This is a genomic window from Bacillus cereus, from assembly GCF_025917685.1.
GTDB lineage: Bacteria > Bacillota > Bacilli > Bacillales > Bacillaceae_G > Bacillus_A > Bacillus_A cereus_AT.
In genome coordinates this window covers 4451322-4472591 of sequence record NZ_CP089518.1, presented here as the reverse complement: position 1 = coordinate 4472591, position 21270 = coordinate 4451322, and the positions used below count along the sequence as shown (strand labels likewise).

Genomic DNA, 21270 nt, shown 5'->3' with positions numbered 1-21270 from the left:
AGTAGGGAGTAAAGCGACATGAAAGAAATTGAATTAAAATTAAAAGGTGAAATAAATCGACTAACAAATAAAACATTTAAATTTGATGAACGTGTTGGAGAAGGTTGGTTCTCTGCCGTTTACTTTTTAAAAACTAGAGAAATCATTGAAGAATTTCGCCCGAAAAGTGTTGTAACGATGCAGTTTTTCCAAAAAGAACATGCGGTTCTTTGCGGAACAGATGAGGTAATCGCATTGCTACAAACATTTGCCAAAAATCCTGAGGAATTAGAAATTTATTCTTTAAAGGATGGCGATAATATTAGTCCGTTTGAAACTGTTTTAACAATTCATGGTCCTTATGAAAATTTCGGATTTTTAGAAGGTGTAATTGATGGGATTTTAGCTCGTCGTACATCAGTTGCGACAAACGTATATAACGTTGTCCAAGCTGCACGTAGTGTAGATAAAGAAAAACCAGTTATTTTCATGGGAGATCGTGATGATCATTATACGCAACAAGCTGGTGACGGTTATGCGGCATACATCGGAGGTATGAGCGCACAAGCGACGCATGCAATGAATGAGTGGTGGGGCAGAAGTGGTATGGGGACGATGCCTCACGCATTAATTCAAATGTTTAATGGTGATGTTGTTGAAGCTGCAAAAGCGTATCATAAAAAATTCCCAGAAGATGAATTAGTTGTATTAATTGATTACAATAATGATGTCATTACAGATGCACTTCGCGTAGCGCGTGAATTTGGATCAACATTAAAAGGTGTGCGTGTCGATACGTCTCGTACAATGATTGATCAATACTTCATTCGTCACCCAGAAGTACTTGGAACATTTGATCCACGTGGTGTAAATCCATCGCTTGTATTTGCACTTCGTAAGGCTCTTGATGAGGAAGGGTTCCAACATGTAGATATCGTTGTAACTGGTGGTTTTGATGAGAAGCGTATTCGTGAATTTGAAGCTCAAAATGTTCCTGTCGATATATACGGAGTAGGAAGTAGCTTATTAAAAATGAATATTGGCTTTACTGGTGATAACGTAGAATTAAATGGAAAACCAGAAGCAAAAGCTGGTCGTAAATACCGTCCAAATCCACGTCTAGAGCGTGTTCAATTAGAAACAAAAGAAGATATGTAAAAATGAGAAAAACTGATAGGTGATTGACCCTATCAGTTTTTCTGTTATCATAGTATAACAGCTGATTTTTTGCTATAATAAGTTTGTTATGGACATAAAAAGAAGTACGTACGTGGTTATCCTGATAAGTGAAGATTAAAGAAAACTTCGCTTATCAGAAATGTATGATGATTACCAAAATAAGAAAAGATTCATATACTGTCTTATAGATAGGCCGTTGTATTAGTTCGAAATGTTGGAGGTTCTTTAAGATGACAGTTTACCATTTTGTAGGAATTAAAGGAACAGGAATGAGTTCATTAGCGCAAATTCTTCATGACATGAAGCATACTGTTCAAGGGTCTGATTATGAAAAGCGTTTCTTTACACAAACAGCATTGGAAAAGCGTGGTATTTCCATCCTTCCTTTTGATAAAAATAATATTAAAGAAGGACAAGTGATTATCGCAGGAAATGCATTTCCTGATACGCATGAAGAAATCGTAGCAGCAAAAGAATTAAATATCCCAGTACATCGTTACCATCACTTCTTAGGTGATCTTATGAATCAGTACACAAGTGTTGCTGTAACTGGTGCACATGGAAAAACATCAACTACAGGTTTGTTAGCCCATGTAATGCAAGGCGCACACCCAACATCTTACCTTATTGGAGATGGAACTGGGCATGGGGTAGAAAATAGTAAGTATTTTGTATTTGAAGCTTGTGAGTATCGTCGTCATTTCTTGTCTTACTATCCAGACTATGCAATCATGACAAATATTGATTTCGATCACCCGGATTATTTTTCAGACATCAATGATGTATTCAGTGCATTCCAAGAGATGGCATTGCAAGTGAAAAAGGGCATTATTGCATGTGGTGATGATGAAGAACTTCAAAAAATTCAAGCGAAAGTACCTGTTATTTTCTATGGATTTGGAGAAGATAATGATTTCCAAGCACGTAACATCCAAAAGAGAACTGATGGTACTATATTCGATGTATTTGTTCGTAATACGTATTATGATACGTTCAAAATCACAGGATATGGCGATCACAGCGTATTAAATGCATTAGCAGTAATTGCGCTTTGCCATTATGAAAACGTTGATGTAGAAGCAGTTAAGCATCAGCTAACAACTTTTGAAGGCGTAAAACGTCGCTTTAATGAAAAGCCAATGGGAGAGCAAGTTATCATCGATGACTATGCACACCATCCGACAGAAATTAATGCAACGATTGAAGCAGCTCGTCAAAAACATCCAGAGCGTGAAGTTGTCGCTGTATTCCAGCCGCACACATTCTCACGTACAGAAAAGTTCTTAGATGAGTTTGCTGAAAGCCTAAGCAAAGCTGACCAAGTATACTTATGTGATATTTTCGGATCAGCGCGCGAAAACAAAGGTGAATTAACAATTGAAGATCTGCAAAAGCGTATTGACGGTGCAGAACTAATTACAGATACAACAACGGATGTATTAAAGAAACATAAAAACGGCGTTTTAATTTTCATGGGCGCAGGAGACATCCAAAAATTCGAAGCAGCTTACGTAAAAGAAGTTCAAGTTGCAGAGAAGTAATAAAAAAGACGCATAGCTTAGCTGTGCGTCTTTTTTTATTGTGTTTGATATATTTTAAAAAGCGTTGATATGTTGGTATTGTTTATTCTTTTTGTATAGTTGTTTTAATAAAACCATATATAGTGAACTAAAAAGTACATATCCAATTAAATAATAGAATGAAAACATATCGAATTGTTTTGTTATCATAATTCGAATCGCGAAAAATGCAAATGGAAGAGCAATTAAAACGCTAGAACTAAAGGTAATAACTGTTTTAAAAAACTTTAATAAATCTGTATTCCAATGATTTTCCCTATAGATGAACCAAATGTTGCTTGCAATAAAGGCTAACAAAAATGGTAAGTTAGCTGAAATATTTATAAAACCTAGTGCGATAGGCGTTGATAGAGCACCGAGTGGAGCAACTGAGAACCCAGTAAAGTATTTGATAAATGTATTTGTAGATTGCTGTGCATGTTGAATAACATCTGTATATTCTACTGCAATTTCCTGTGCTAATTCTTTTGGAGGAAGAAATTCTTCAATCACTTGTGAAGGAATGCTTGCTGATGGTATCCCTTCACTTTCTTTACTTAATGCATTTTCATATAAATCGGATTTGATTTCGAGCACATGTTGTTCTCTTGCTGACGTAGGTAAGTTCATTAAACCTTTGTGGAAATCCTGTAAGAAAGAAGTAATGAGTTCATTTGCAAAGAATTGTTCTTTGTTCATTTTTTATCCTCTCCTTTAGCTAGTAACATTAGAGCTTGATACACTGCATCATAATCATGTAAGCGACTATATAAAATTTCTCTCCCTTCGTCTGTAATTCGATAGTATTTTCTTTTTGGGCCATCACCAGACTCTTCCCAATAGGAAACAGCCCAATTGTTTTTTGTGATTCGATTTAATATAGGGTAAATCGAACCATTTGGAATATGGAATACAGGGATTTCTTGTAATGCGCTTGTGATTTCATATCCGTACATAGGTTGTTTACTTATTAAAGACAAAATAGCGAGATCAAAAACACCTTTTCTTAATTGAATTATAAAATTATCATTTTTTTCCATACTTTAACTATGTATGATTCATATCTAGATATCAATCATATATAGTTGGTTTTTTATTTACGTATTGACCTAGAGTTAACTCTAGGTTGTAAGATGAAAATATAAAATAAGGGGGAGAGAACATGTATAAAATCGGTGAAGTAGCAGAATTAACAGGGATGGGCATTCATACTTTGCGTTACTATGAGAAATTAGGATTATTACCACCACCAACGCGAAATAGCGGGATTCGTCAATATACAGAAGGTGATGTGCGTCTATTAAAATTTTTATATTCGTTAAAACAAACTGGAATGTCATTAGAAGAGATGGCTGAGTTTGCAAGTGATGGATGTATTATAGAGGAGATTAGGCAGAGAAAAGAGGAAGTACCAGCGAAAGTAAAAAAGAGAATTTCAATTTTAACAACTCACTTGGAGCGATTAAAAGAACAGCAGGAACAATTGCAAAAAGTTGTTCAGTTAACGGAGGAGAAGCTAGAAATTTATTACGGTTTTTTAGAAGGGGAAAAATCGGAGGCTGACAATGAAGAATAAAGTATACGCTCAGTTACTTGGATTTGCAATTTTCACTGGTGGGACATTTAATGCTTCGAAATATGCCGTGCAGTATTTTGAAGCGATTCATATAGCAGCATGGCGCTTTGGAATTGCTGCATTTGTGATGTTATGTTTGTTAAAAATACGAAAAGATTTTGAGGTAGCGGTATGGAGGGAGAATAGGACTTATTACCTTTTGCTAGGTATTGTTGGTGTATTCGGTTTTAACTTCTTTTTCTTTTTAGGTATGAAACATACAGAAGCTATTAATGGTGCACTGATTATGGCGACGAACCCGTTCGTTACGACGCTGTTAGCAAGTGTCATTTTACGAGAGAAAATCATAAAGCGCCAAGGTATCGGAATGTTACTTGCATTACTAGGTGTTGTCTTTGTACTTACACAAGGTTCGTTTGCAATACTACAAAATTTATCATTTTCAAAAGGAGATTTTTATATTTTGTTAGGGAATATTTGCTGGGCGTTATACGGTGTGCTAGGCAGAAGGTTTATTAAAACTGGTAGCCCAATACAAACTACGACATATACGATGACTATTGGTGCCCTTGCTTTTATTGTGATATCTTTCACTCAAAAAAGTATAGTACCAGTTTTGGAAATTCCTTTGTTAGCTTGGGGAGCGATTCTTTTTATGGCAATTGGAATGAGTGTGCTCGGTTACTTATGGTGGAATAATGGAATTGCTCAAATTGGGACAGCAAGAACATCCTTATTTTTTAATCTAGTACCTGTTGTTACAATGTTTATTTCTTTTATTGAAGGAGTGAATATAACGCCCGCACAATCCGTAGGAATGATATTAGTTGTTACGGGTGTATTGTATTCTTCTGGTTTTATACAAATAAAACCAAAAAAAGTATGAATATTTAACATTTTGCACCTTTAAGTGTTAGAATAATAAGAAAACTAAAAGGGGATAAAAAACATGTTCACACTTCGAGTAGATGATGAAATTGAACTACAACTATTAGAAAAACATCATAAAGAGGAACTATATGAATTAATAGATCAGAATCGTACCCATTTAAGAAGATGGCTTCCATGGGTAGATGGGACGAAATCTGCTGATGCGTATAATGAGATTTTTCCGATGTGGTTAAAGAAATTTGCAGAAGGAGATGGGTTTGAAACTGGTATACGTTATAAAGGAAAGCTCGTTGGGATGGTGGGGATTCATCCGGTGAGCTGGGGTAAAAAAGCGACGAGCCTTGGATATTATCTTGCAGAAGATGCTGGTGGAAAAGGTATTATGACGCGAAGTGTGAAAACTGTGCTTCACTATGCATTTGAAAATTTAAAGCTGAATAAAATTGAAATCAGGTGCGGTGTTGAAAATGTGAAAAGTCGTGCAATCCCAGAACGTTTAGGGTTTAAGTTAGATGGGGTTTTAAGAGATGAAGAATGGGTATATGATCATTTTCAAGATATCGCTGTGTATAGTTTACTAGCTTCAGAATGGAAGAAGATTCGATGAACGAGAAGATTTGTATTATTTCTTATGAAAATAAGTTTCAAGATGAAGTAGTAGATCTCATTGTTCATATTCAGCAAAAAGAGTACAATGTCCCAATTACGAAAGAAGAGCAGCCGGACTTACTAGAAATAGAAACGTTCTATCAAAGGGACAACGGAAATTTTTGGGTAGCAACTTATGATGGTAAAGTAGTTGGAACGGTAGCTTTATTAGATATTGGGAATGATCAAGTAGCATTAAGAAAAATGTTCGTGAAGAAAGAGTTCCGCGGAAAAGAATGGGGTGCATCACATATGTTACTTCAAACGGCAATTTCTTGGGCGAAGGAAAAGAACTTGGAAGACATTTATTTAGGAACAACAGTTAAATTTCTAGCAGCACACCGTTTTTACGAAAAGAATGGTTTTCAAAGCGTGAGTATAGAAGGGTTACCAAAAAGTTTTCCGGTGTTAGAGGTAGATAAGAAATTTTATAGATATATCGTTTAAAAAGGTCATTTATAAATGATCTTTTTTTATGAACTAAAATGGAAATAATGGTATAATTTAGGTTGGGTGGTGTAGGTATGAACTTTCCAATTCAAAGAAGTAAGTCTGCAATAATTTTCGTTAGTCTAACGTTAGCTTTCCTGGTGGTATATCCGATTGTAATGTTCTTTACAAGAAAAGGGGATTGGGTTTCAGCTCTAATTGGGGTGGGGTTATGCTTCATTGTAAATGGCCCTCTCGTTTGGGAAATATTTATTAAAAAACATAAAATCGAAAATGGTGTGCTAAAATACGGCGTTTTAAATGAAGATGTTGTATTGAAAGATATTAGAATTATTCGCCAAGTTGGGAAGTCTCTTGAAATTACGACGAATGCATATAAAGTACATATGATTGCAATGCCGCAAGATACGGATGAATTCTTGGCGCTTATTGAGAAAGAAAATCCATATGTAAAAATAGAAATGGTAGGGAAGTAATGGCTATTGATGGTACTCACTACTTCCATTTTTATGGACTAAAGAAGCAGGGGGATTAGAAATGAAAAAAATCTGTATGTTGTTTTTATTTCTGCTAACCACATCTATTCTTTTAATAGGATGTAGTACGAAGAAGGAAAAGGCAGATATGAACTTAGAAAAAGCACAAAAAATTGAAATTGAATCGCTTACTGATTCGAGTGATAAAAAAACAATTACTGATAAGAAAGAAATTAAAAAGTTGTTTGAAGGAATGAAAATGGATAAGTGGGAAATGGAATCGGCTCCTTTAGATACTCCGCAAGGGAAAACGTTTAAAATGTATCAAGAGGATACACCGAAATTATTGGATTCGAGTAAAGATAAAAAAGAGTTGCATGAAATTGGTACTATGACAGTCTATAAAGATGTCCCTTATGTTGAGGTTGAAATGAAAAATAAGAAAATGAGTTTTAAAGTGCCAGAAGATGTGGCGAAAGATTTATTAAAGTATTAATAAAAAAACGCTCGGAGTGTCTTCCGAGCGTTTTTATTATTATTTTAAGTTCTCTGGGTTTAAAGCTTCTAGTTCAGATACAACGAAGCGTCCGTCTTTACGGATTAATACGTCGTCGAAGTAAATTTCGCCGCCGCCGTATTCAGGGCGCTGAATGCATACTAAATCCCAGTGGATGTTAGAGTTGTTGCCGTTCCATGCATCGTCATAAGCTTGTCCAGGTGTGAAGTGGAAGCTGCCATCAATTTTTTCATCGAATAGGATGTCTCCCATTGGATGTAAGATGTATGGGTTTACGCCAATCGCGAACTCACCAACGTAGCGTGCGCCTTCGTCTGTATCGAAGATTTTGTTAATGCGCTCTGAATCGTTTGCAGTTGCTTCAACGATTTGGCCGTTTTCAAACTTAAGTTGTACATTTTCAAATGTATAACCGTTGTAAGGTGATGGTGTATTGTAAGAAACTGTACCGTTAACAGAATCACGAACTGGTGCAGAATATACTTCACCGTCTGGAATGTTTAAATGACCTGAGCATTTAATAGCTGGAATGTCTTTAATAGAGAATGTTAAGTCAGTTCCAGGACCAGTTAGGCGAACTTTATCTGTTTTATTCATTAATGTAACAAGGCTATCCATCGCCTTATCCATTTTACCGTAGTCTAAGTTACAAACTTCGAAGTAGAAGTCTTCGAAAGCTTCTGTGCTCATTTTAGCAAGCTGCGCCATAGAAGCATTTGGGTAGCGAAGAACAACCCAGCGCGTTTTCGGAACGCGGATGTCTCTATGAACTTTTTTACCAACTGTTTGGCCGTGAACTTTCATACGTTCACTTGGAACGTCAGCTTGTTCGTTAATGTTATCACCAGAGCGAAGACCGATATAAGCGTCCATATCTTTCATTACGCTCGCTTCATATGCAGCGATTTGTTCGAAATGTTCTTCAGTAGCACCCATTAATAAAGAGCGATCTACTTGATGATCTTTTAAAGAAACGAATGGGAAACCACCAGCTGCATATGCTTCTTTTACAAGTGCAGTTACAAGTTCTTTTTGTAAGCCAAAGTTTTCAATTAATACTTTTTCGCCTTTTTGTAAGCGGATAGAGTAGTTAATTAAATTGTATGCTAACTTTTCAATGCGTGGATCTTTCATATGTAAAGCCTCCCTACTAATTATGTATCCCTTCCTATTGTAACCTACTTAGTGGAATTTGTTGAATGATTTATGTTAAAGTTAACGAATAAGTATGAAAATTCTAATGAAAAGATAGGGATTAGAACGAAACGGAAAATGATTGTATAATGGGAGAAAGTATGAAAAAGATAAAGGAAGTGATGAAATGCAAGTTCTTTTATATGTAAGTGCGGCTGTTATCGCGGTTGCTTTCGCTGTATTAGTAGTGTATGTATGCAGAACGTTGTTATCGGTTCAGAAAACGTTAGAAAACGTTGCGAGCACATTAGAAGGTTTAGAAAAGCAAATGCAAGGAATAAGCGTAGAGACGGAGCAATTATTACATAAGACAAATGCGTTAGCTGATGATATTCAACAGAAGTCACAGTCGCTAAATAAAGTAGTAGAAGGTGTAGATGGAATCGGAACGACGATTCACTCTTTAAATACGAAGCTTCGCAATGTATCAGAGTCTGTTACGGACGAAATTGAAAATAACGCAGATAAAGTAGCACAAGTTGTACAATGGAGCAGCGCAGCAATCGAAGTATACAATCATTACCGTGCTACGAGACAAGATAAAAAGGTTGAAAAAGAAGAGCGTAAACTTGAGAGAGCTGAGCAGAAGGCTGAAAAGAGAGAAAAACGCTCTAGACTTCACATGAGAGGTGAGTAACGATGAGTATGATGAAGATTGAAACGATTGAAGAACTTGAAGCGTTAGTAGAAAAGAACGAGCCTTACGTTCTTTTTAAGCATAGTACGACATGCCCAATTAGTCACGGTGCATATACTGAGTTTCAAGCGTATTGCCGTGAAGAAAGAGAAGTGCCAGCATATTACTTATACGTACAAGATGCGAGAGATGTTTCGAACCATGTTGCAGAGCAGTACAGCATTAAACATGAATCTCCGCAAGTGCTATACATAAAAGATGGAATGGTAGTATGGCATACATCGCATTGGAATATTAAAAAAGAAGCTTTAGAAGAGAATGTAAAATAGGGGAGGCAAGCGAAGGGCTTGCTTCTTTTTTATTTTGTTGCAATATATTTATGGTACACTATAGATACATTAAAACTAAGTAAATTGACTTTTGAAAGTGGGTTTTAAGCAATGAAGAAAATGGCGTTATTCATCGCAAGCTTAAGTTTATTACTGGGGGCTTGCAGCAATAATACTATTGAGAAGAAAGATGAAGTTGTGCAGAAAGATACGAAAGAAAAAAGTATGATTCCGAGAACTGCTGTTTCTAAGGATTACTATAGAACTGTTATTCCTTTAAAAGACCAAAAGGTAATTAATACAGTTAATGTTAAAACTAATTCTAAACTAGATTTAGCAGAATATGAAAATGGTTTAATGAATATTGCTTCAAAACAATTTGATACAGAAAATTACGTATTACAATTAAATCAATATATTCCAGAGAAAACAATTGATGAATTAGTTACGAAACAAGAAGTACCAGTTTTGACTAATATTATAGAACAAGACTACTTCGGCAAACAGAATTCAAATGAACTAAGCTTATCTGGTGTAGTTATTGGTTTATCTATGTCTTCAAGTGTATCTAATGAGGAAGCTATTTCTAAAGGTACTGAAGTTGCCAAGCAACTTATAGAAGCTATTAATAAAAATGATAAATATAACAAATCTCCAATTACGTTTGCTATATTTAAGCAAGAAAGCACAAGCTCTTTAAAGAATGGTACTTATATTTCAAACGCTACTGTTCAAAAGAATGAGACTAACCTTGGAAATTGGGATACTATTGATGAAAAATCGTATTCGTATCCTTCTCAAGAATTTGCGGGAGCACAAGGAGAAGACAATAAAAAGTTAGATGATTTTTCAGAAGCAATAAAGAAATTCTCTCCAGGAGATTATATCCCTGTTAATGCTAAGATTTCTTATAAGCAAAATAAGATGGATAAATTAAAGATGGATATTGTCGTTAAATATAATGGTAAGTCAGAATTAATGGCGCTTTCTCAAATGGCTGCTCAAAGTATGGTAGAAAAATTCCCTAAAGATGCTAAAGTTCAATTACAGATAAAGTCTGAGAGTAAAATCGAGGCTGTTATTATAAAAGAGAAGAACAGCGATAAACCGTTCGTTTCTTTCCTATAAAATAAAAAAGACAGTTTTTAAGCTGTCTTTTTTATTTTATAAATTTTCCGGAATACAGTAATTTTAATTTATACTACGGATTTTCTGCTTTCTTATTATGCTATTTCCACGTCTTTTTTCTATCTTTTTCATACATTATTCTATGTTGTATATCGTGTGACAACCTCGTATGTATCAGCTATAATAAGTTATCTTAAAAAAGTTAATGAAGAAATTTAAAGGAGGTGGCTTTCTTATGGCATCACAAGAGTTAGATCGATTACGTTCTAGCATCGATCAAATCAACCTACAATTATTAGAGTTATTGAATGAAAGAGGCCGTCTCGTACAAGAGGTTGGAAACTTAAAAGAAGTACAAGGTGTGAAACGTTTTGACCCTGTACGTGAAAGAGAAATGTTGAATTTACTTGCGGAGAATAATAATGGTCCATTTGAAACATCGACCTTACAACATATTTTTAAACAAATTTTTCAAGCTGGTTTAGAACTACAAGAAGACGATCATCGCAAAGCGCTACTTGTTTCTCGTAAGAAAAAAGCAGAAGATACGATTGTGGAGATTAATGGAGAGAAAATTGGCGATGGAAACCAACATTTTATTATGGGACCATGTGCTGTAGAAAGTTATGAACAAGTACGCCAAGTTGCAGAAGCAATGAAAGAGCAAGGTCTGAAACTAATGCGTGGTGGTGCTTTCAAGCCTCGTACATCTCCATATGATTTTCAAGGTCTTGGATTAGAAGGATTGCAAATTTTACACCAAGTTGCAGATGAATATGATTTAGCTGTTATTAGTGAAATTTTAAATCCGAATGATATTGAAATGGCATTAGATTATGTTGATGTTATTCAAATTGGCGCTCGCAACATGCAAAACTTCGAGCTATTAAAAGCAGCTGGTGCTGTAAATAAGCCGATATTATTAAAGCGTGGTTTATCCGCAACAATTGAAGAATTTATTAATGCGGCAGAATATATTATGGCAGAGGGGAACGGTAATATCATTTTATGTGAACGAGGTATTCGCACATATGAAACAGCAACGCGTAATACGCTTGATATTTCCGCTGTGCCAATTTTAAAGAAAGAAACACATTTACCTGTCGTTGTCGATGTAACGCATTCTACAGGGCGACGTGACCTTCTATTACCAGCTGCAAAAGCTGCTATGGCAATTGGTGCTGATGCTATTATGGCTGAAGTACATCCGGACCCAGCAGTTGCATTATCAGATGCAGCACAACAAATGGATATTCCAGAATTCAATGAGTTTATGAAAGAATTAAAAGCATTCGGAAGTAAATTATAAAAAGATTTTTTAGTCTATGTAGGCTTTGTTACATAGACTTTTTACAAAAATTGCCCTTTTTTGCATAAAAAATACGAAAATACGAGAAAAGAAGCGAATTTTTTCGAAACTTTTGCGGGAAAATATTGTATGAGCCTGCGTTTTTATCGTATCATTAGTAAAAGGAAGAACTCGGGACGATTGTTGGCATCTGCAAATAGAGTTGATGTCTTTTTTTCATTCAAGTGAACCGATACATAAAAATAGATAACATAAATAGAAGGAGTGTGCGAAGAGATGAACGTAACAATCTATGATGTAGCTCGTGAAGCAAATGTTTCAATGGCTACCGTATCACGTGTTGTGAACGGTAACCCAAATGTAAAGCCTACAACAAGAAAGAAAGTATTAGAAGCAATTGATCGTTTAGGATACCGCCCAAATGCGGTAGCACGTGGACTAGCAAGTAAGAAAACAACTACAGTGGGTGTTATTATTCCTGATATCTCAAATACGTTTTATGCAGAACTTGCTCGTGGAATTGAAGATATCGCAACAATGTACAAATATAACATCATTTTAAGTAACTCTGATCAAAACAAAGAGAAAGAGTTCCACTTATTAAATACGATGCTTGGGAAACAAGTGGACGGGATTGTTTTCATGGGTGAAGATATTACAGATGTTCACATTGAAGAATTCAAAAAATCTCCAGTACCGATTGTATTAGCAGCATCATTTGATGAGCAAAATGAAACGCCATCAGTAAATATTGATTATACACAAGCAGCTTACGATGCAATGAAGCACTTTATTGAGCAAGGACATAAACGTATCGGTTTCGTCTCTGGTCCTTTCATTGATAAAGCAGGAAGCGCGAAGAAGTTACAAGGTTATAAAAAAGCTTTAGAAGAAGCAAGTATTTCATATGATGAAAATCTTGTAATCGATGGAGATTACACATATGATTCAGGTATCGAAGCATTTGAAAAGCTTTGGAGCAGTGATGAAAAGCCAACAGCAATCTTCGTATCTTCTGATGAAATGGCACTAGGTGTAATCCATGCAGCACAAGACGCTGGATTAAACGTACCAACTGATGTAGAAGTGCTTGGCTTTGATAACACACGCCTTGCATTAATGGTACGTCCACAGCTTTCAACAGTTGTACAACCAATGTATGATATCGGTGCAGTAGCAATGCGTCTATTAACAAAGTATATGAACAAAGAAAAAGTGGAAGATCACACTGTTATCTTACCTCACCGTATCCAATTTAGAGATTCAACGAAGTAAGAATAAAAAAGCTCACAGCGATTGCTGTGAGCTTTTATTCATATTCAGGGTAGTATTTTTTTACTACTGTATCTACAGTTTCATTTTTCTTAACATGTAAAAATCTTGCGTACAATTCTTTTCCTGTATCAAATGGCGTATCGTCTAACTCGAAAACATGAAGCACTTTTCGAAATTTCCACGTTACTTGCTGATCGTACATATTATCGTACGTATCTACAGATTGTATAGCTACCTTTTCTCCTAGCTCATGAGCTTCTTCTAAACTGTTTGCTTTAACGAGAATAATACTTTCTTCAAAAAGCGTATCGTGATTCTCTTCATAATGCTCATCCATTTTACTAGGATCAGGCTCACCTGAATGAACAGATTCAAACAATAATTTTACAGCGTACATATGTGAGAACCTCCTTATGCTGAATGTTTTAATTTGTAAACAATATTTGCGACAAGTGAAGCAGGTAGGGTAAATACGTAACTTTGATAATGGTAATGTACTTGAGATCCTTCATAAGACATTTTATCGTATAGTTCATTTTGTGAGACGTTCATTTTTTTCTGTTTTTCTTTGAGCATTTTAATGTAGTTATACTGTGTTGGGACGAGAATGATGAAATAGGCTAATACAATTAGTGAAATCCAAATCATTATGAACACGCCTTATAAATAGAATTTGTATATATCAATAAAAAGAAAAAAACTTTTTTTGTTGGAACTAATTTTCTTCTAAAAATGCGAACAGTTCCTCTTGGTTTTTTAACTTGCGATCAATACATGTTTGAGCAATACATTTTAATCCTTGTAATAATGCGTCTATGTACAAAGTATCGTACTGAACTATATTTCCCTTTATCATTGTTTCATTTTTTTTCAAGTTAATTGATATTTTTAGTACAGCTGTATTGCTTTGTAAATTTACAACTTCGATGCAAAAAAACTGTTTTTCTAAGTCAATCGTAACATAATCGAATCGTTCGGCTAGTTCCAAATTGCATGTGGTAGTGTATTCCAAATGAAAGCCTCCTTATTGTGTAAGTGTATGTTGTAATGCTTTCGCTACAGTGGGGGAGATTCCTTGTTATATGTCACATAAGTGCAAATTCACCTATTATAGGGCAATGTCATGTATAATAGAAAGAAAAGGCTTGTGAGGGGGGAAAAGAGATGATCGTTCTTTGGATAATTACGCTTTGTATGACCGCTATTTTTGCATATATGACGTTAAAACAAAATGGCTTAAAGCGATTTGTTCCAGGAAGTATTCTTGCAGGAATCGCCCTTATCACGTATGTAATTTCAATTTTTACTGAAAGTATTTCGATAGATGTAAGTACGAGTTTAATGTTTATCGGTATTACACTATTTGCAGGTAGCATTATGGTACTTATGGTTGCAGGTATTATTATATTTATTCATATGAATTCGGAAACGTTATAGCATAAAAAAAGGCATGTCCCTAAGGGGCATGCCTTTTATCCGTTCAATTATGCTCTATCTTTAGAAGAGTTTTGTTGTTTTAGTAAGTCGCGAATTTCGCCAAGAAGAACTTCTTCTTTTGTTGGTTCTGGAATTTCTTCTGTCTTTTCTTCCTCTTCTTCTCTTTTAGATGTTAGTTTGTTGAAAACTTTAACAAACATAAAGATAGCAGCTGCAATAATTAAGAAATCAAAAATAGTTTGGATGAAGTTACCATACATAATAGATGATTTACCGAATGAAATTTTTAAATCTGTAAAGTCAACGCCACCTAATACCATACCAAGTAATGGTGTGATGATATCTTTTACTAAAGAACTAACGATTTTACCGAATGCAGCACCGATTACAACCCCGACAGCTAAATCGATTACATTCCCTTTGAACGCGAATTTTTTAAACTCGTTCCACATGTGTCAATCCCATCCTTTCCACGATTCATTATGAAATTTATAATTCCTATCAACATATTCTATAGAAATTTGTGATAGAAATAAAGAGGAAATGGGAATGAAAGTAAATTCTGAAAAATGTATCCGTTTTAATTTTTGCTTACAGCTTGCAGTAGAGATTGGAGCAATTGCTGTGTTTTTAACCCTTCTAATCCATCTATAACCGGCCTTGTATTACCTTGTACACATTCGATAAAATGGTGAACCGCATCTTCAAAACCACGCTGTTTTAGCGTCGTGTCCCATGATGGTGAACCAATCTGTGAAACTGAATTTTCCTGCTCAACTTCAAATGTGTTCATATTTTTTACGCGAATGATTTTACCTGTTGTTACAAGTTCAATTTGTTCTAAATTTGTACCTGCATGGCGATGCATCGCTGTAGAAAGTAATAGTCCATTTGCAGTTGTATATGTATGATGCCCGTAAAGAAGTTCATTTTTTTCATTGATTTGCATCATATTGTGAACGACGTTAAGGTCATCATTAGCTAACCAGCGAGCAGTATCTACAATATGTAAGTAATCATCTAACATAGTAAAGTCGTACGAATATGGCCCCACTTTATTTGTGCGGTGCTTTTCAATTCGAATCCATGAAATATCATTAGCTTGCTCTTTGGCAGCAACGTACATAGGAACGAATCGGCGATTAAATCCGACCATTAACTTTCGATTATACTTCTCGCTCAACTCGACTAGTTTCTCAGCTTGTTCCACTGTAGCTGCTAGCGGCTTATCAACATAAACATCGATGCCTTTTTTCAGAAGTTCAGAAACGATTTCATAATGTGTAGCAGTTGAACTATGAACGAAAATTGCATCACATTCAGAAGCTAATGTTTCCATAGAATGAAAGTCTTGAATACGGTATTGCTGGCAAACTTGTTTCCTTTTCTCCGCGTTAGGTGTAAACGCCCCTACAAAATCCCAATCTGTTTCTTTTGTAAGTGTTGGAAGATAGGCTTTTTGTGCAATACTTCCAAGTCCAATCATCCCAATTTTAGGTTTGTTCATGTTTATTCCCACCCTATTAATATTAATGTAACGGGTTAAATGTAGCATAGGGTGGGGGAGGAAGGCAAAAAATAGCTTTTTACTTACGTCCTTCTAATAAAATCTTCTCTATCGCTTCAAAGTTATGAGCGCGAGCGTGTTCTAGCGGGATAACACCATCGTTGTCTGGAATATTTACATCAGCACCGTGCTCGATAAGAAGGCGAATGACTTGTTGCTGTGTTTCATCTCCGTTACTTAGTACGATGGCTTCCATTAAAGCTGTCCATCCGAGGTTATTTACATGGTTTACATCGATATTTGTTCGGTTAAGGAGTTCTTTTATAACATCAATATATCCGTGTTCTGATGCGGGAATAAGAGCTGTTCCGCCGTACCGATTCGTAAGCGCTGGATCCGCACCAGCATCAATCGTTAGTTTTAAAATGTCTAAGTAACCTTCCGCACCGGCGTATAGAAATGGATTGTTTTTCATATCATCTTGGATATTTACGTCAGCGCCGGCTTTGATAAGCGTTTTTGCGGTTTTTATATCATTTTTGTATGTAGCAATCATAAGAGGAGTACGTCCTTTATTGTCCGTTATATTTATGTCAGCCCCTTTTTTGAGTAACGATATAACAGTGTTTGTTTCCTGTTTCTCAGTAGCTGTTAGTAACGCTGTTTCCATGGTTGTCATCTCCTTTGTAACTTCTTGTTCTTGCGAGCATCCTTGCAAAAAAATTACGCAACAGATCATGCTTAATGTTTTTTTGAACATGGAATTTCAACCTCCTAATTTCAACTGTAAAATAAGAACATTAAATTTTTATAAACTGAAGCTAAAATTACTATAAAATCACTTGAGTATTTGAACATATATTTTTATGCTTATGAATATGAAGGGTGGGTAAAGTGAAACTTTAATCAGTGGGGAGGGGTTCATCCCCCACTGATTATTAGCCTTCACCAATCGGGCGTTTACCGGCAGTCCGACTCCCACCTAGCTCCCTCGCATTCGCCGGATTTTGAGGTGGGAGTCTTATTGCCCACAAATAGCGGGGGAAAGTGAGGATGTAAATGATGTCTATTAAAACAAGGTTTTTATTTTCTTATATTGCTGTTATTCTCGTTTCCATTACGCTCATATTAGTCGCGGGATTTTTAATTGTTTTTTCCATAACAGGAGACTTGGAATCAGTGAAAAATTTCTATAAAAGTTCTTATATTCAAAAGCCGCTTACGCCAGAAGAAGAGAATGCCTATCTTGAATTAAAATTAGCGGCAAAGCAACATCAATCTCAATTATTAGATGAATCGTTCGTTTCATCGCTTGAAAAAGAAGGTGTGAAAATAGTTGTAAGAAAGGGAGAAACCATTTCTTATGCTACAAAAATATTTGAAAGTGTACCTTTAAAAGAAGCTCTTCCGAAATTTGAATCAGCAAATATTAATAGTCGTGGTACAACGGAACTAGGCGATACCTTTTATCGATATGTAAAATTTGATTTTTATTTTCCTCAGGAAGAAGAGGGGAGTATATTTGTATTAAAAAAGCAAAGTTCATTTGTCGATCTTACACAAAAATTATTTCCGATTTTGTTCGTATCACTTTTACTGTTAGCCATTTTGCTTATTGGATTATTAAGTTACCTCGTCTCAAGAAGTGTAATAAAACCAATCTTTGTATTGAAAGATGCGACTGAGAAAATTAAAGAAGGAAATTTAGATTTTCAAATTCCAGTTACATCGCACGATGAAATCGGGCAATTAAATCAAGGATTTGAGGGAATGAGGAAGAAGTTAAAAGAATCGATTGAAGTACAAACGCAGTATGAAGAAAATCGAAAAGAGCTCATTTCCAATATATCTCATGATCTAAAGACACCGATTACATCTATTATTGGATATGTAGAAGGAATAAAGGACGGGGTCGCAAATACGCCAGAAAAAATGGATAAGTACTTAACAACTATCCATACGAAAGCAAGACATATGGATACACTGATTGACGAACTATTTTTATTTTCAAAGCTCGATTTGAATCGAGTTCCCTTTCAGTTTGAAACGGTTGAATTAAATATGTTTATGCAAGAATTAATAGAAGAGATGCAGATGGATTTAAGTAAGGAAGGTATAGAAGTTAACTTACAATTACATGCATCACCACTATATGTAACGGCTGATTGCGAAAAGATAAATAGAGTGATATCAAATTTAATTCATAATAGTGTGAAATACATGGATAAAGAAGAGAAGAAAATTACTGTAACAGTATTGAATGATAATAATAAAGTGATTGTGAAAGTGATGGACAACGGATCAGGTATTGAATCGGATACACTTCCCTACATTTTTGAACGTTTTTATCGTGCAGAGCAATCGCGAAATTCTAGTACAGGTGGAAGTGGACTTGGCTTAGCGATCGCGAAGCAAATTGTTGAAGAGCATGGCGGGAATATTTGGGCGGAAAGCGAGCTTGGGAAAGGCACGAGCATTTTCTTCACATTGAAAAAAGTACAGGAATGTGGTGAGTAAATTGAAAAGAATTTTACTAATAGAAGATGAAGTAAGTATTGCAGAATTACAGCGAGATTATTTAGAAATTAATGATTTCCAAGTTGATGTAGAGCATTCAGGAGAAACAGGTTTACAAATAGCCCTGCAAGAAGATTATGATTTAATTATTTTAGATATTATGCTCCCGAAAATGAACGGATTCGAAATTTGTAAACAAATACGTGCTGTAAAAGATATTCCGATTTTACTTGTTTCAGCAAAAAAAGAAGATATAGATAAAATTCGCGGACTCGGATTAGGAGCGGATGATTATATAACGAAACCGTTTAGCCCAAGCGAATTAGTCGCGCGAGTAAAAGCACATATTGCCCGTTATGAAAGATTATCAGGAAATGTAAGTAAGCAACGTGATACGTTATATATTCACGGAATTTCTATCGATCAACGAGCGAGGAAAGTTTTTATAAACAATGAAGAAATCGCGTTCACAACGAAGGAATTTGATTTATTAACATTCTTTGTAACGCATCCAAACCAAGTATTAAATAAAGAACAGTTATTTGAACGTATTTGGGGACTAGACTCAGCTGGCGATTTAGCCACTGTCGTTGTTCACATTAGAAAGTTACGTGAAAAAATCGAAAGAGATCCTGCTCACCCGCAATATATTGAAACGGTGTGGGGAGCTGGTTATCGCTTTAACGTGTAATGTACCTGCCGAGTTATTGGCAGGTTTTTAATGTTATTCGAATTAAAAGGGAATAATAGGTAATTCGTGTTAAAATATAAAGAGAGATAAAACATAGGAAAGCATGGGAGGGTGTGCTACATTTTGGGAGATACATCAAAAGATAATAAATCAAACAAGGCTTTAAAGATTGGAACTAATATCGTACTTATTTTATTAATTATTGGTGCAATACAAATGTTTTATGATGAAGATTCTACGAATGATCATTTCGGTTGGTTCTTTATGATGGTCTTTTTTGCAATTAAAATAATTTCTAGTTTTATGATAAGTTTAAAAGAAGGAGATAAAAAGGCAGTATTTATCGATTTAGGTTTAGTAGTTTTTTTTGTTCTTCTTTTAGTTGTTTCTAGAGTGAAATATTTTTCTTGAAGGTTAATATATTCATTAACGAGGCTTTAATGGAATAAGCCTCGTATCTTTCTATGTTATTTAATACTTACGTTTGATTGTAAAAAATCACTCTATATTAGGTATTTTTCTTTGAAAATAGGACTTAATTCACTCCAAACATCAAATTTATTGCCATCTAAATCATAAAAAACAAAATTCTTCCCAGCATGCCCTCTGTTTTCAATCTCTCCAACTAGAATTTCCTTTTCAATAAATTCACTATGAATTGATTCTAGAGCATGTAATCCGTTAACTTCGAATGTTATAGAAAAGCGTTCTTCACCGTGAAAATCAAAAAAATTTAAGGTTTGATTATCTTGGGATTTAACTAGAAAAAAGCTTTGATTTGCAAAGTTAATAATAGCTTTGTCTTCGTCTTTAAAGTTCAACTCTGCTCCCAATTTGTTCACATACCAATTTGAAGAAAGTTCTACGTTGGTAACTGGAATATAAGTCGTTCCAACTCTTAATAATTTTTCTTTCACCCTATTTTCCTCCTTTAGCAAAACAGCACTAATAAACTTGTTCTCTCTTCCTAGACTTATTGCCTTTGTGAGTCCTTAATTTTCTTTTTAATCCCAAAAAATTCTTGAGTAATAGAAGTAAACCGACTGGCTTCTTCTAAAAAAGGATAATGGTTACTGTCCTCAAACGGCACAAAAATAGAATTACGAATGCCCTCATGCATTTCGATAGAATATTGAATTGGGCACTGCACATCGTGCCTTCCGCAAATAATTAGCGTTTTTATGTTGATAGAAGGTAAGTACTTTCTTAAATCAAATGAAGGATATTCGTGAGAGAAAGCATTCATCCGGCTAACAGACATTGTTTTTTTGATTGGTTTACAAAAATAAGAGTTGTAGTTTTCAGGTTTATACAAAGATAATTTTGTCCTCTTAGTAGAGAGTTCCTTTCGTTCTTCATTTGTAAGGTCAGGGCTTTTTAAGTTTTCGATGAGTTGTTGCATATAATGAAACTGCAGATGTGCTGGGTTATAAATACAAAATGGTGTTTCGGTATAGTTACTTGCTGCGGCTCCCGCTACGACTAATGATTGTAAGGGATTTGGATATGTAATCGCATATAAAAGTCCAAGCATACCACCTGTTGAATGACCAGTGAAATGCCATGTTGGGAGTTGTAAAGCTTCTCGTATTGCTTCTAAGTCGTGAACGGTTTCAATCATACTTAATTCTTTTTCTGAATTGGCTTTTACAGAGTTACCAGCGTCTCGTAAATTAATGAGGAATACACGATGCGTAGAAGTGAAAACATCCGCAAAGTAATCGCCAGTTTCATTAAATTGTGAATAGTGATGTGTAATACAAAGCGGTTCGCCATTTCCTTTTGTAAATAGTTCAAATGTGCCGCGTTTTGTGGGGATCATTTGTTGTGTCCACATAATATCACGCCCTTTTCTCATAAAAGTTGGACCAGTTAATTATTAAATAAAATATATCAGCGAATCTCAAGATATATCAGCGATTATTAAAATATATCAGCGATTATTAAAATATATCAGCGAATCTCAAGATA

28 protein-coding genes are annotated in these 21270 nt (G+C 35.1%); 17 read left to right on the top strand and 11 right to left on the bottom strand.

What is annotated here, in order from left to right; genetic code table 11:
* Nucleotides 1-18 precede the first annotated feature (18 nt).
* Both LUS72_RS23280 and murC read left to right on the top strand, forming a co-directional pair.
* Nucleotides 19-1137 (top strand): nicotinate phosphoribosyltransferase, encoded by a 1119-nt coding sequence (locus LUS72_RS23280; protein ID WP_097833121.1) that lies wholly within the window; start codon nucleotides 19-21, stop codon nucleotides 1135-1137.
* A gap of 251 nt (nucleotides 1138-1388) precedes the next feature.
* The gene (gene murC, locus LUS72_RS23275; protein WP_097833120.1) at nucleotides 1389-2699 is read left to right on the top strand and encodes a UDP-N-acetylmuramate--L-alanine ligase; all 1311 of its coding nucleotides are present in this window, start codon (nucleotides 1389-1391) and stop codon (nucleotides 2697-2699) included.
* Nucleotides 2700-2753: 54 nt separating this feature from the next.
* On the opposite strand, the gene LUS72_RS23270 is transcribed toward murC, so the two are convergent.
* Both LUS72_RS23270 and LUS72_RS23265 read right to left on the bottom strand, forming a co-directional pair.
* The gene (locus tag LUS72_RS23270; protein WP_097833119.1) at nucleotides 2754-3416 is read right to left on the bottom strand and encodes an HAAS signaling domain-containing protein; all 663 of its coding nucleotides are present in this window, start codon (nucleotides 3414-3416) and stop codon (nucleotides 2754-2756) included.
* Nucleotides 3413-3757, bottom strand: coding sequence for a PadR family transcriptional regulator (locus LUS72_RS23265; RefSeq protein WP_097833118.1), 345 nt, complete (start codon nucleotides 3755-3757; stop codon nucleotides 3413-3415). The genes LUS72_RS23270 and LUS72_RS23265 overlap by 4 nt, the downstream gene beginning before the upstream one ends.
* A gap of 122 nt (nucleotides 3758-3879) precedes the next feature.
* Here LUS72_RS23265 and LUS72_RS23260 point away from each other — a divergent pair, with 122 nt between their 5' ends.
* The 6 genes from LUS72_RS23260 to LUS72_RS23235 all read left to right on the top strand — a co-directional run bounded on the left by LUS72_RS23260 (nucleotide 3880) and on the right by LUS72_RS23235 (nucleotide 7254).
* Entirely contained in the window at nucleotides 3880-4293 is a 414-nt protein-coding gene (locus tag LUS72_RS23260; RefSeq protein ID WP_097833117.1) for a MerR family transcriptional regulator, read from the top strand.
* The gene (locus LUS72_RS23255) at nucleotides 4283-5179 is read left to right on the top strand and encodes a DMT family transporter (RefSeq protein WP_097833116.1); all 897 of its coding nucleotides are present in this window, start codon (nucleotides 4283-4285) and stop codon (nucleotides 5177-5179) included. Before LUS72_RS23260 ends, LUS72_RS23255 begins: the two co-directional genes overlap by 11 nt.
* Before the next feature lie 63 nt (nucleotides 5180-5242).
* The gene (locus LUS72_RS23250) at nucleotides 5243-5791 is read left to right on the top strand and encodes a GNAT family N-acetyltransferase (RefSeq protein ID WP_097833115.1); all 549 of its coding nucleotides are present in this window, start codon (nucleotides 5243-5245) and stop codon (nucleotides 5789-5791) included.
* Nucleotides 5788-6279 (top strand): GNAT family N-acetyltransferase, encoded by a 492-nt coding sequence (locus LUS72_RS23245; protein ID WP_097833114.1) that lies wholly within the window; start codon nucleotides 5788-5790, stop codon nucleotides 6277-6279. The genes LUS72_RS23250 and LUS72_RS23245 overlap by 4 nt, the downstream gene beginning before the upstream one ends.
* Before the next feature lie 77 nt (nucleotides 6280-6356).
* Nucleotides 6357-6758, top strand: coding sequence for a PH domain-containing protein (locus LUS72_RS23240; RefSeq protein ID WP_264448320.1), 402 nt, complete (start codon nucleotides 6357-6359; stop codon nucleotides 6756-6758).
* Between the two features lie 61 nt (nucleotides 6759-6819).
* The gene (locus LUS72_RS23235; protein ID WP_264448319.1) at nucleotides 6820-7254 is read left to right on the top strand and encodes a hypothetical protein; all 435 of its coding nucleotides are present in this window, start codon (nucleotides 6820-6822) and stop codon (nucleotides 7252-7254) included.
* Between the two features lie 39 nt (nucleotides 7255-7293).
* Here LUS72_RS23235 and LUS72_RS23230 read toward each other — a convergent pair whose 3' ends face one another.
* Nucleotides 7294-8409 carry an aminopeptidase gene (locus LUS72_RS23230; RefSeq protein ID WP_000654730.1) on the bottom strand — a complete coding sequence of 372 codons (1116 nt, stop codon included), beginning with the start codon at nucleotides 8407-8409 and terminating at the stop codon, nucleotides 7294-7296.
* A gap of 187 nt (nucleotides 8410-8596) precedes the next feature.
* Between LUS72_RS23230 and LUS72_RS23225 the strand changes: the two genes are divergently transcribed.
* The 5 genes from LUS72_RS23225 to ccpA all read left to right on the top strand — a co-directional run bounded on the left by LUS72_RS23225 (nucleotide 8597) and on the right by ccpA (nucleotide 13147).
* Nucleotides 8597-9106, top strand: a complete 510-nt coding sequence (locus tag LUS72_RS23225; RefSeq protein WP_264448318.1) for a DUF948 domain-containing protein — start codon at nucleotides 8597-8599, stop codon at nucleotides 9104-9106.
* A 2-nt stretch (nucleotides 9107-9108) separates the two neighbouring features.
* A complete protein-coding gene (gene ytxJ / locus LUS72_RS23220; RefSeq protein WP_097833111.1) occupies nucleotides 9109-9435 on the top strand; it encodes a bacillithiol system redox-active protein YtxJ in 327 nt (108 codons plus the stop codon).
* A 111-nt stretch (nucleotides 9436-9546) separates the two neighbouring features.
* Nucleotides 9547-10563: a CamS family sex pheromone protein gene (locus tag LUS72_RS23215; protein ID WP_097833110.1), complete on the top strand. Its 1017-nt coding sequence runs from the start codon at nucleotides 9547-9549 to the stop codon at nucleotides 10561-10563.
* Nucleotides 10564-10798: 235 nt separating this feature from the next.
* A complete protein-coding gene (locus LUS72_RS23210) occupies nucleotides 10799-11872 on the top strand; it encodes a bifunctional 3-deoxy-7-phosphoheptulonate synthase/chorismate mutase (protein ID WP_097833109.1) in 1074 nt (357 codons plus the stop codon).
* A 276-nt stretch (nucleotides 11873-12148) separates the two neighbouring features.
* Nucleotides 12149-13147, top strand: a complete 999-nt coding sequence (gene ccpA, locus LUS72_RS23205; RefSeq protein ID WP_097833108.1) for a catabolite control protein A — start codon at nucleotides 12149-12151, stop codon at nucleotides 13145-13147.
* A gap of 34 nt (nucleotides 13148-13181) precedes the next feature.
* On the opposite strand, the gene LUS72_RS23200 is transcribed toward ccpA, so the two are convergent.
* The 3 genes from LUS72_RS23200 to LUS72_RS23190 form a co-directional block, all read right to left on the bottom strand.
* Nucleotides 13182-13544: a DUF4288 domain-containing protein gene (locus LUS72_RS23200; RefSeq protein WP_097833107.1), complete on the bottom strand. Its 363-nt coding sequence runs from the start codon at nucleotides 13542-13544 to the stop codon at nucleotides 13182-13184.
* A gap of 14 nt (nucleotides 13545-13558) precedes the next feature.
* Nucleotides 13559-13795 (bottom strand): DUF3949 domain-containing protein, encoded by a 237-nt coding sequence (locus LUS72_RS23195; RefSeq protein WP_097833106.1) that lies wholly within the window; start codon nucleotides 13793-13795, stop codon nucleotides 13559-13561.
* A gap of 67 nt (nucleotides 13796-13862) precedes the next feature.
* Nucleotides 13863-14159: a protein Dhp61 gene (locus LUS72_RS23190; protein WP_264448317.1), complete on the bottom strand. Its 297-nt coding sequence runs from the start codon at nucleotides 14157-14159 to the stop codon at nucleotides 13863-13865.
* A gap of 152 nt (nucleotides 14160-14311) precedes the next feature.
* Here LUS72_RS23190 and LUS72_RS23185 point away from each other — a divergent pair, with 152 nt between their 5' ends.
* Nucleotides 14312-14584 carry a DUF3917 domain-containing protein gene (locus LUS72_RS23185; protein ID WP_071748348.1) on the top strand — a complete coding sequence of 91 codons (273 nt, stop codon included), beginning with the start codon at nucleotides 14312-14314 and terminating at the stop codon, nucleotides 14582-14584.
* A gap of 47 nt (nucleotides 14585-14631) precedes the next feature.
* Here the strand turns inward: LUS72_RS23185 and mscL are convergent, their stop codons facing one another.
* The 3 genes from mscL to LUS72_RS23170 form a co-directional block, all read right to left on the bottom strand.
* Nucleotides 14632-15036, bottom strand: coding sequence for a large-conductance mechanosensitive channel protein MscL (mscL, locus tag LUS72_RS23180; RefSeq protein WP_097833105.1), 405 nt, complete (start codon nucleotides 15034-15036; stop codon nucleotides 14632-14634).
* Nucleotides 15037-15164: 128 nt separating this feature from the next.
* Nucleotides 15165-16091 carry a Gfo/Idh/MocA family protein gene (locus LUS72_RS23175; RefSeq protein WP_097833104.1) on the bottom strand — a complete coding sequence of 309 codons (927 nt, stop codon included), beginning with the start codon at nucleotides 16089-16091 and terminating at the stop codon, nucleotides 15165-15167.
* A gap of 79 nt (nucleotides 16092-16170) precedes the next feature.
* On the bottom strand, nucleotides 16171-16851 hold the full coding sequence (locus LUS72_RS23170) for an ankyrin repeat domain-containing protein (protein WP_097833103.1): 681 nt from the start codon (nucleotides 16849-16851) through the stop codon (nucleotides 16171-16173).
* Nucleotides 16852-17153: 302 nt separating this feature from the next.
* Between LUS72_RS23170 and LUS72_RS23165 the strand changes: the two genes are divergently transcribed.
* The 3 genes from LUS72_RS23165 to LUS72_RS23155 all read left to right on the top strand — a co-directional run bounded on the left by LUS72_RS23165 (nucleotide 17154) and on the right by LUS72_RS23155 (nucleotide 19710).
* A complete protein-coding gene (locus LUS72_RS23165) occupies nucleotides 17154-18608 on the top strand; it encodes a sensor histidine kinase (RefSeq protein ID WP_264448316.1) in 1455 nt (484 codons plus the stop codon).
* A 1-nt stretch (nucleotide 18609) separates the two neighbouring features.
* A complete protein-coding gene (locus LUS72_RS23160) occupies nucleotides 18610-19299 on the top strand; it encodes a response regulator transcription factor (protein WP_097833101.1) in 690 nt (229 codons plus the stop codon).
* 123 nt (nucleotides 19300-19422) lie between these two features.
* On the top strand, nucleotides 19423-19710 hold the full coding sequence (locus LUS72_RS23155) for a hypothetical protein (protein WP_097833100.1): 288 nt from the start codon (nucleotides 19423-19425) through the stop codon (nucleotides 19708-19710).
* A 92-nt stretch (nucleotides 19711-19802) separates the two neighbouring features.
* Here LUS72_RS23155 and LUS72_RS23150 read toward each other — a convergent pair whose 3' ends face one another.
* Both LUS72_RS23150 and LUS72_RS23145 read right to left on the bottom strand, forming a co-directional pair.
* Nucleotides 19803-20216: a VOC family protein gene (locus LUS72_RS23150; RefSeq protein ID WP_097833099.1), complete on the bottom strand. Its 414-nt coding sequence runs from the start codon at nucleotides 20214-20216 to the stop codon at nucleotides 19803-19805.
* 56 nt (nucleotides 20217-20272) lie between these two features.
* Nucleotides 20273-21157: an alpha/beta fold hydrolase gene (locus tag LUS72_RS23145; RefSeq protein WP_170961011.1), complete on the bottom strand. Its 885-nt coding sequence runs from the start codon at nucleotides 21155-21157 to the stop codon at nucleotides 20273-20275.
* Between the last annotated feature and the right edge of the window lie 113 nt (nucleotides 21158-21270).

What these genes read in the sequence shown, in the direction of transcription:
- LUS72_RS23280 (WP_097833121.1), top strand. Translation starts at nt 19, where the DNA reads ATGAAAGAAATTGAATTAAAATTAAAAGGTGAAATAAATCGACTAACA.
- murC (WP_097833120.1), top strand. Translation starts at nt 1,389, where the DNA reads ATGACAGTTTACCATTTTGTAGGAATTAAAGGAACAGGAATGAGTTCA.
- LUS72_RS23270 (WP_097833119.1), bottom strand. Translation starts at nt 3,416, where the DNA reads ATGAACAAAGAACAATTCTTTGCAAATGAACTCATTACTTCTTTCTTA.
- LUS72_RS23265 (WP_097833118.1), bottom strand. Translation starts at nt 3,757, where the DNA reads ATGGAAAAAAATGATAATTTTATAATTCAATTAAGAAAAGGTGTTTTT.
- LUS72_RS23260 (WP_097833117.1), top strand. Translation starts at nt 3,880, where the DNA reads ATGTATAAAATCGGTGAAGTAGCAGAATTAACAGGGATGGGCATTCAT.
- LUS72_RS23255 (WP_097833116.1), top strand. Translation starts at nt 4,283, where the DNA reads ATGAAGAATAAAGTATACGCTCAGTTACTTGGATTTGCAATTTTCACT.
- LUS72_RS23250 (WP_097833115.1), top strand. Translation starts at nt 5,243, where the DNA reads ATGTTCACACTTCGAGTAGATGATGAAATTGAACTACAACTATTAGAA.
- LUS72_RS23245 (WP_097833114.1), top strand. Translation starts at nt 5,788, where the DNA reads ATGAACGAGAAGATTTGTATTATTTCTTATGAAAATAAGTTTCAAGAT.
- LUS72_RS23240 (WP_264448320.1), top strand. Translation starts at nt 6,357, where the DNA reads ATGAACTTTCCAATTCAAAGAAGTAAGTCTGCAATAATTTTCGTTAGT.
- LUS72_RS23235 (WP_264448319.1), top strand. Translation starts at nt 6,820, where the DNA reads ATGAAAAAAATCTGTATGTTGTTTTTATTTCTGCTAACCACATCTATT.
- LUS72_RS23230 (WP_000654730.1), bottom strand. Translation starts at nt 8,409, where the DNA reads ATGAAAGATCCACGCATTGAAAAGTTAGCATACAATTTAATTAACTAC.
- LUS72_RS23225 (WP_264448318.1), top strand. Translation starts at nt 8,597, where the DNA reads ATGCAAGTTCTTTTATATGTAAGTGCGGCTGTTATCGCGGTTGCTTTC.
- ytxJ (WP_097833111.1), top strand. Translation starts at nt 9,109, where the DNA reads ATGAGTATGATGAAGATTGAAACGATTGAAGAACTTGAAGCGTTAGTA.
- LUS72_RS23215 (WP_097833110.1), top strand. Translation starts at nt 9,547, where the DNA reads ATGAAGAAAATGGCGTTATTCATCGCAAGCTTAAGTTTATTACTGGGG.
- LUS72_RS23210 (WP_097833109.1), top strand. Translation starts at nt 10,799, where the DNA reads ATGGCATCACAAGAGTTAGATCGATTACGTTCTAGCATCGATCAAATC.
- ccpA (WP_097833108.1), top strand. Translation starts at nt 12,149, where the DNA reads ATGAACGTAACAATCTATGATGTAGCTCGTGAAGCAAATGTTTCAATG.
- LUS72_RS23200 (WP_097833107.1), bottom strand. Translation starts at nt 13,544, where the DNA reads ATGTACGCTGTAAAATTATTGTTTGAATCTGTTCATTCAGGTGAGCCT.
- LUS72_RS23195 (WP_097833106.1), bottom strand. Translation starts at nt 13,795, where the DNA reads ATGATTTGGATTTCACTAATTGTATTAGCCTATTTCATCATTCTCGTC.
- LUS72_RS23185 (WP_071748348.1), top strand. Translation starts at nt 14,312, where the DNA reads ATGATCGTTCTTTGGATAATTACGCTTTGTATGACCGCTATTTTTGCA.
- mscL (WP_097833105.1), bottom strand. Translation starts at nt 15,036, where the DNA reads ATGTGGAACGAGTTTAAAAAATTCGCGTTCAAAGGGAATGTAATCGAT.
- LUS72_RS23175 (WP_097833104.1), bottom strand. Translation starts at nt 16,091, where the DNA reads ATGAACAAACCTAAAATTGGGATGATTGGACTTGGAAGTATTGCACAA.
- LUS72_RS23170 (WP_097833103.1), bottom strand. Translation starts at nt 16,851, where the DNA reads ATGTTCAAAAAAACATTAAGCATGATCTGTTGCGTAATTTTTTTGCAA.
- LUS72_RS23165 (WP_264448316.1), top strand. Translation starts at nt 17,154, where the DNA reads ATGTCTATTAAAACAAGGTTTTTATTTTCTTATATTGCTGTTATTCTC.
- LUS72_RS23145 (WP_170961011.1), bottom strand. Translation starts at nt 21,157, where the DNA reads ATGAGAAAAGGGCGTGATATTATGTGGACACAACAAATGATCCCCACA.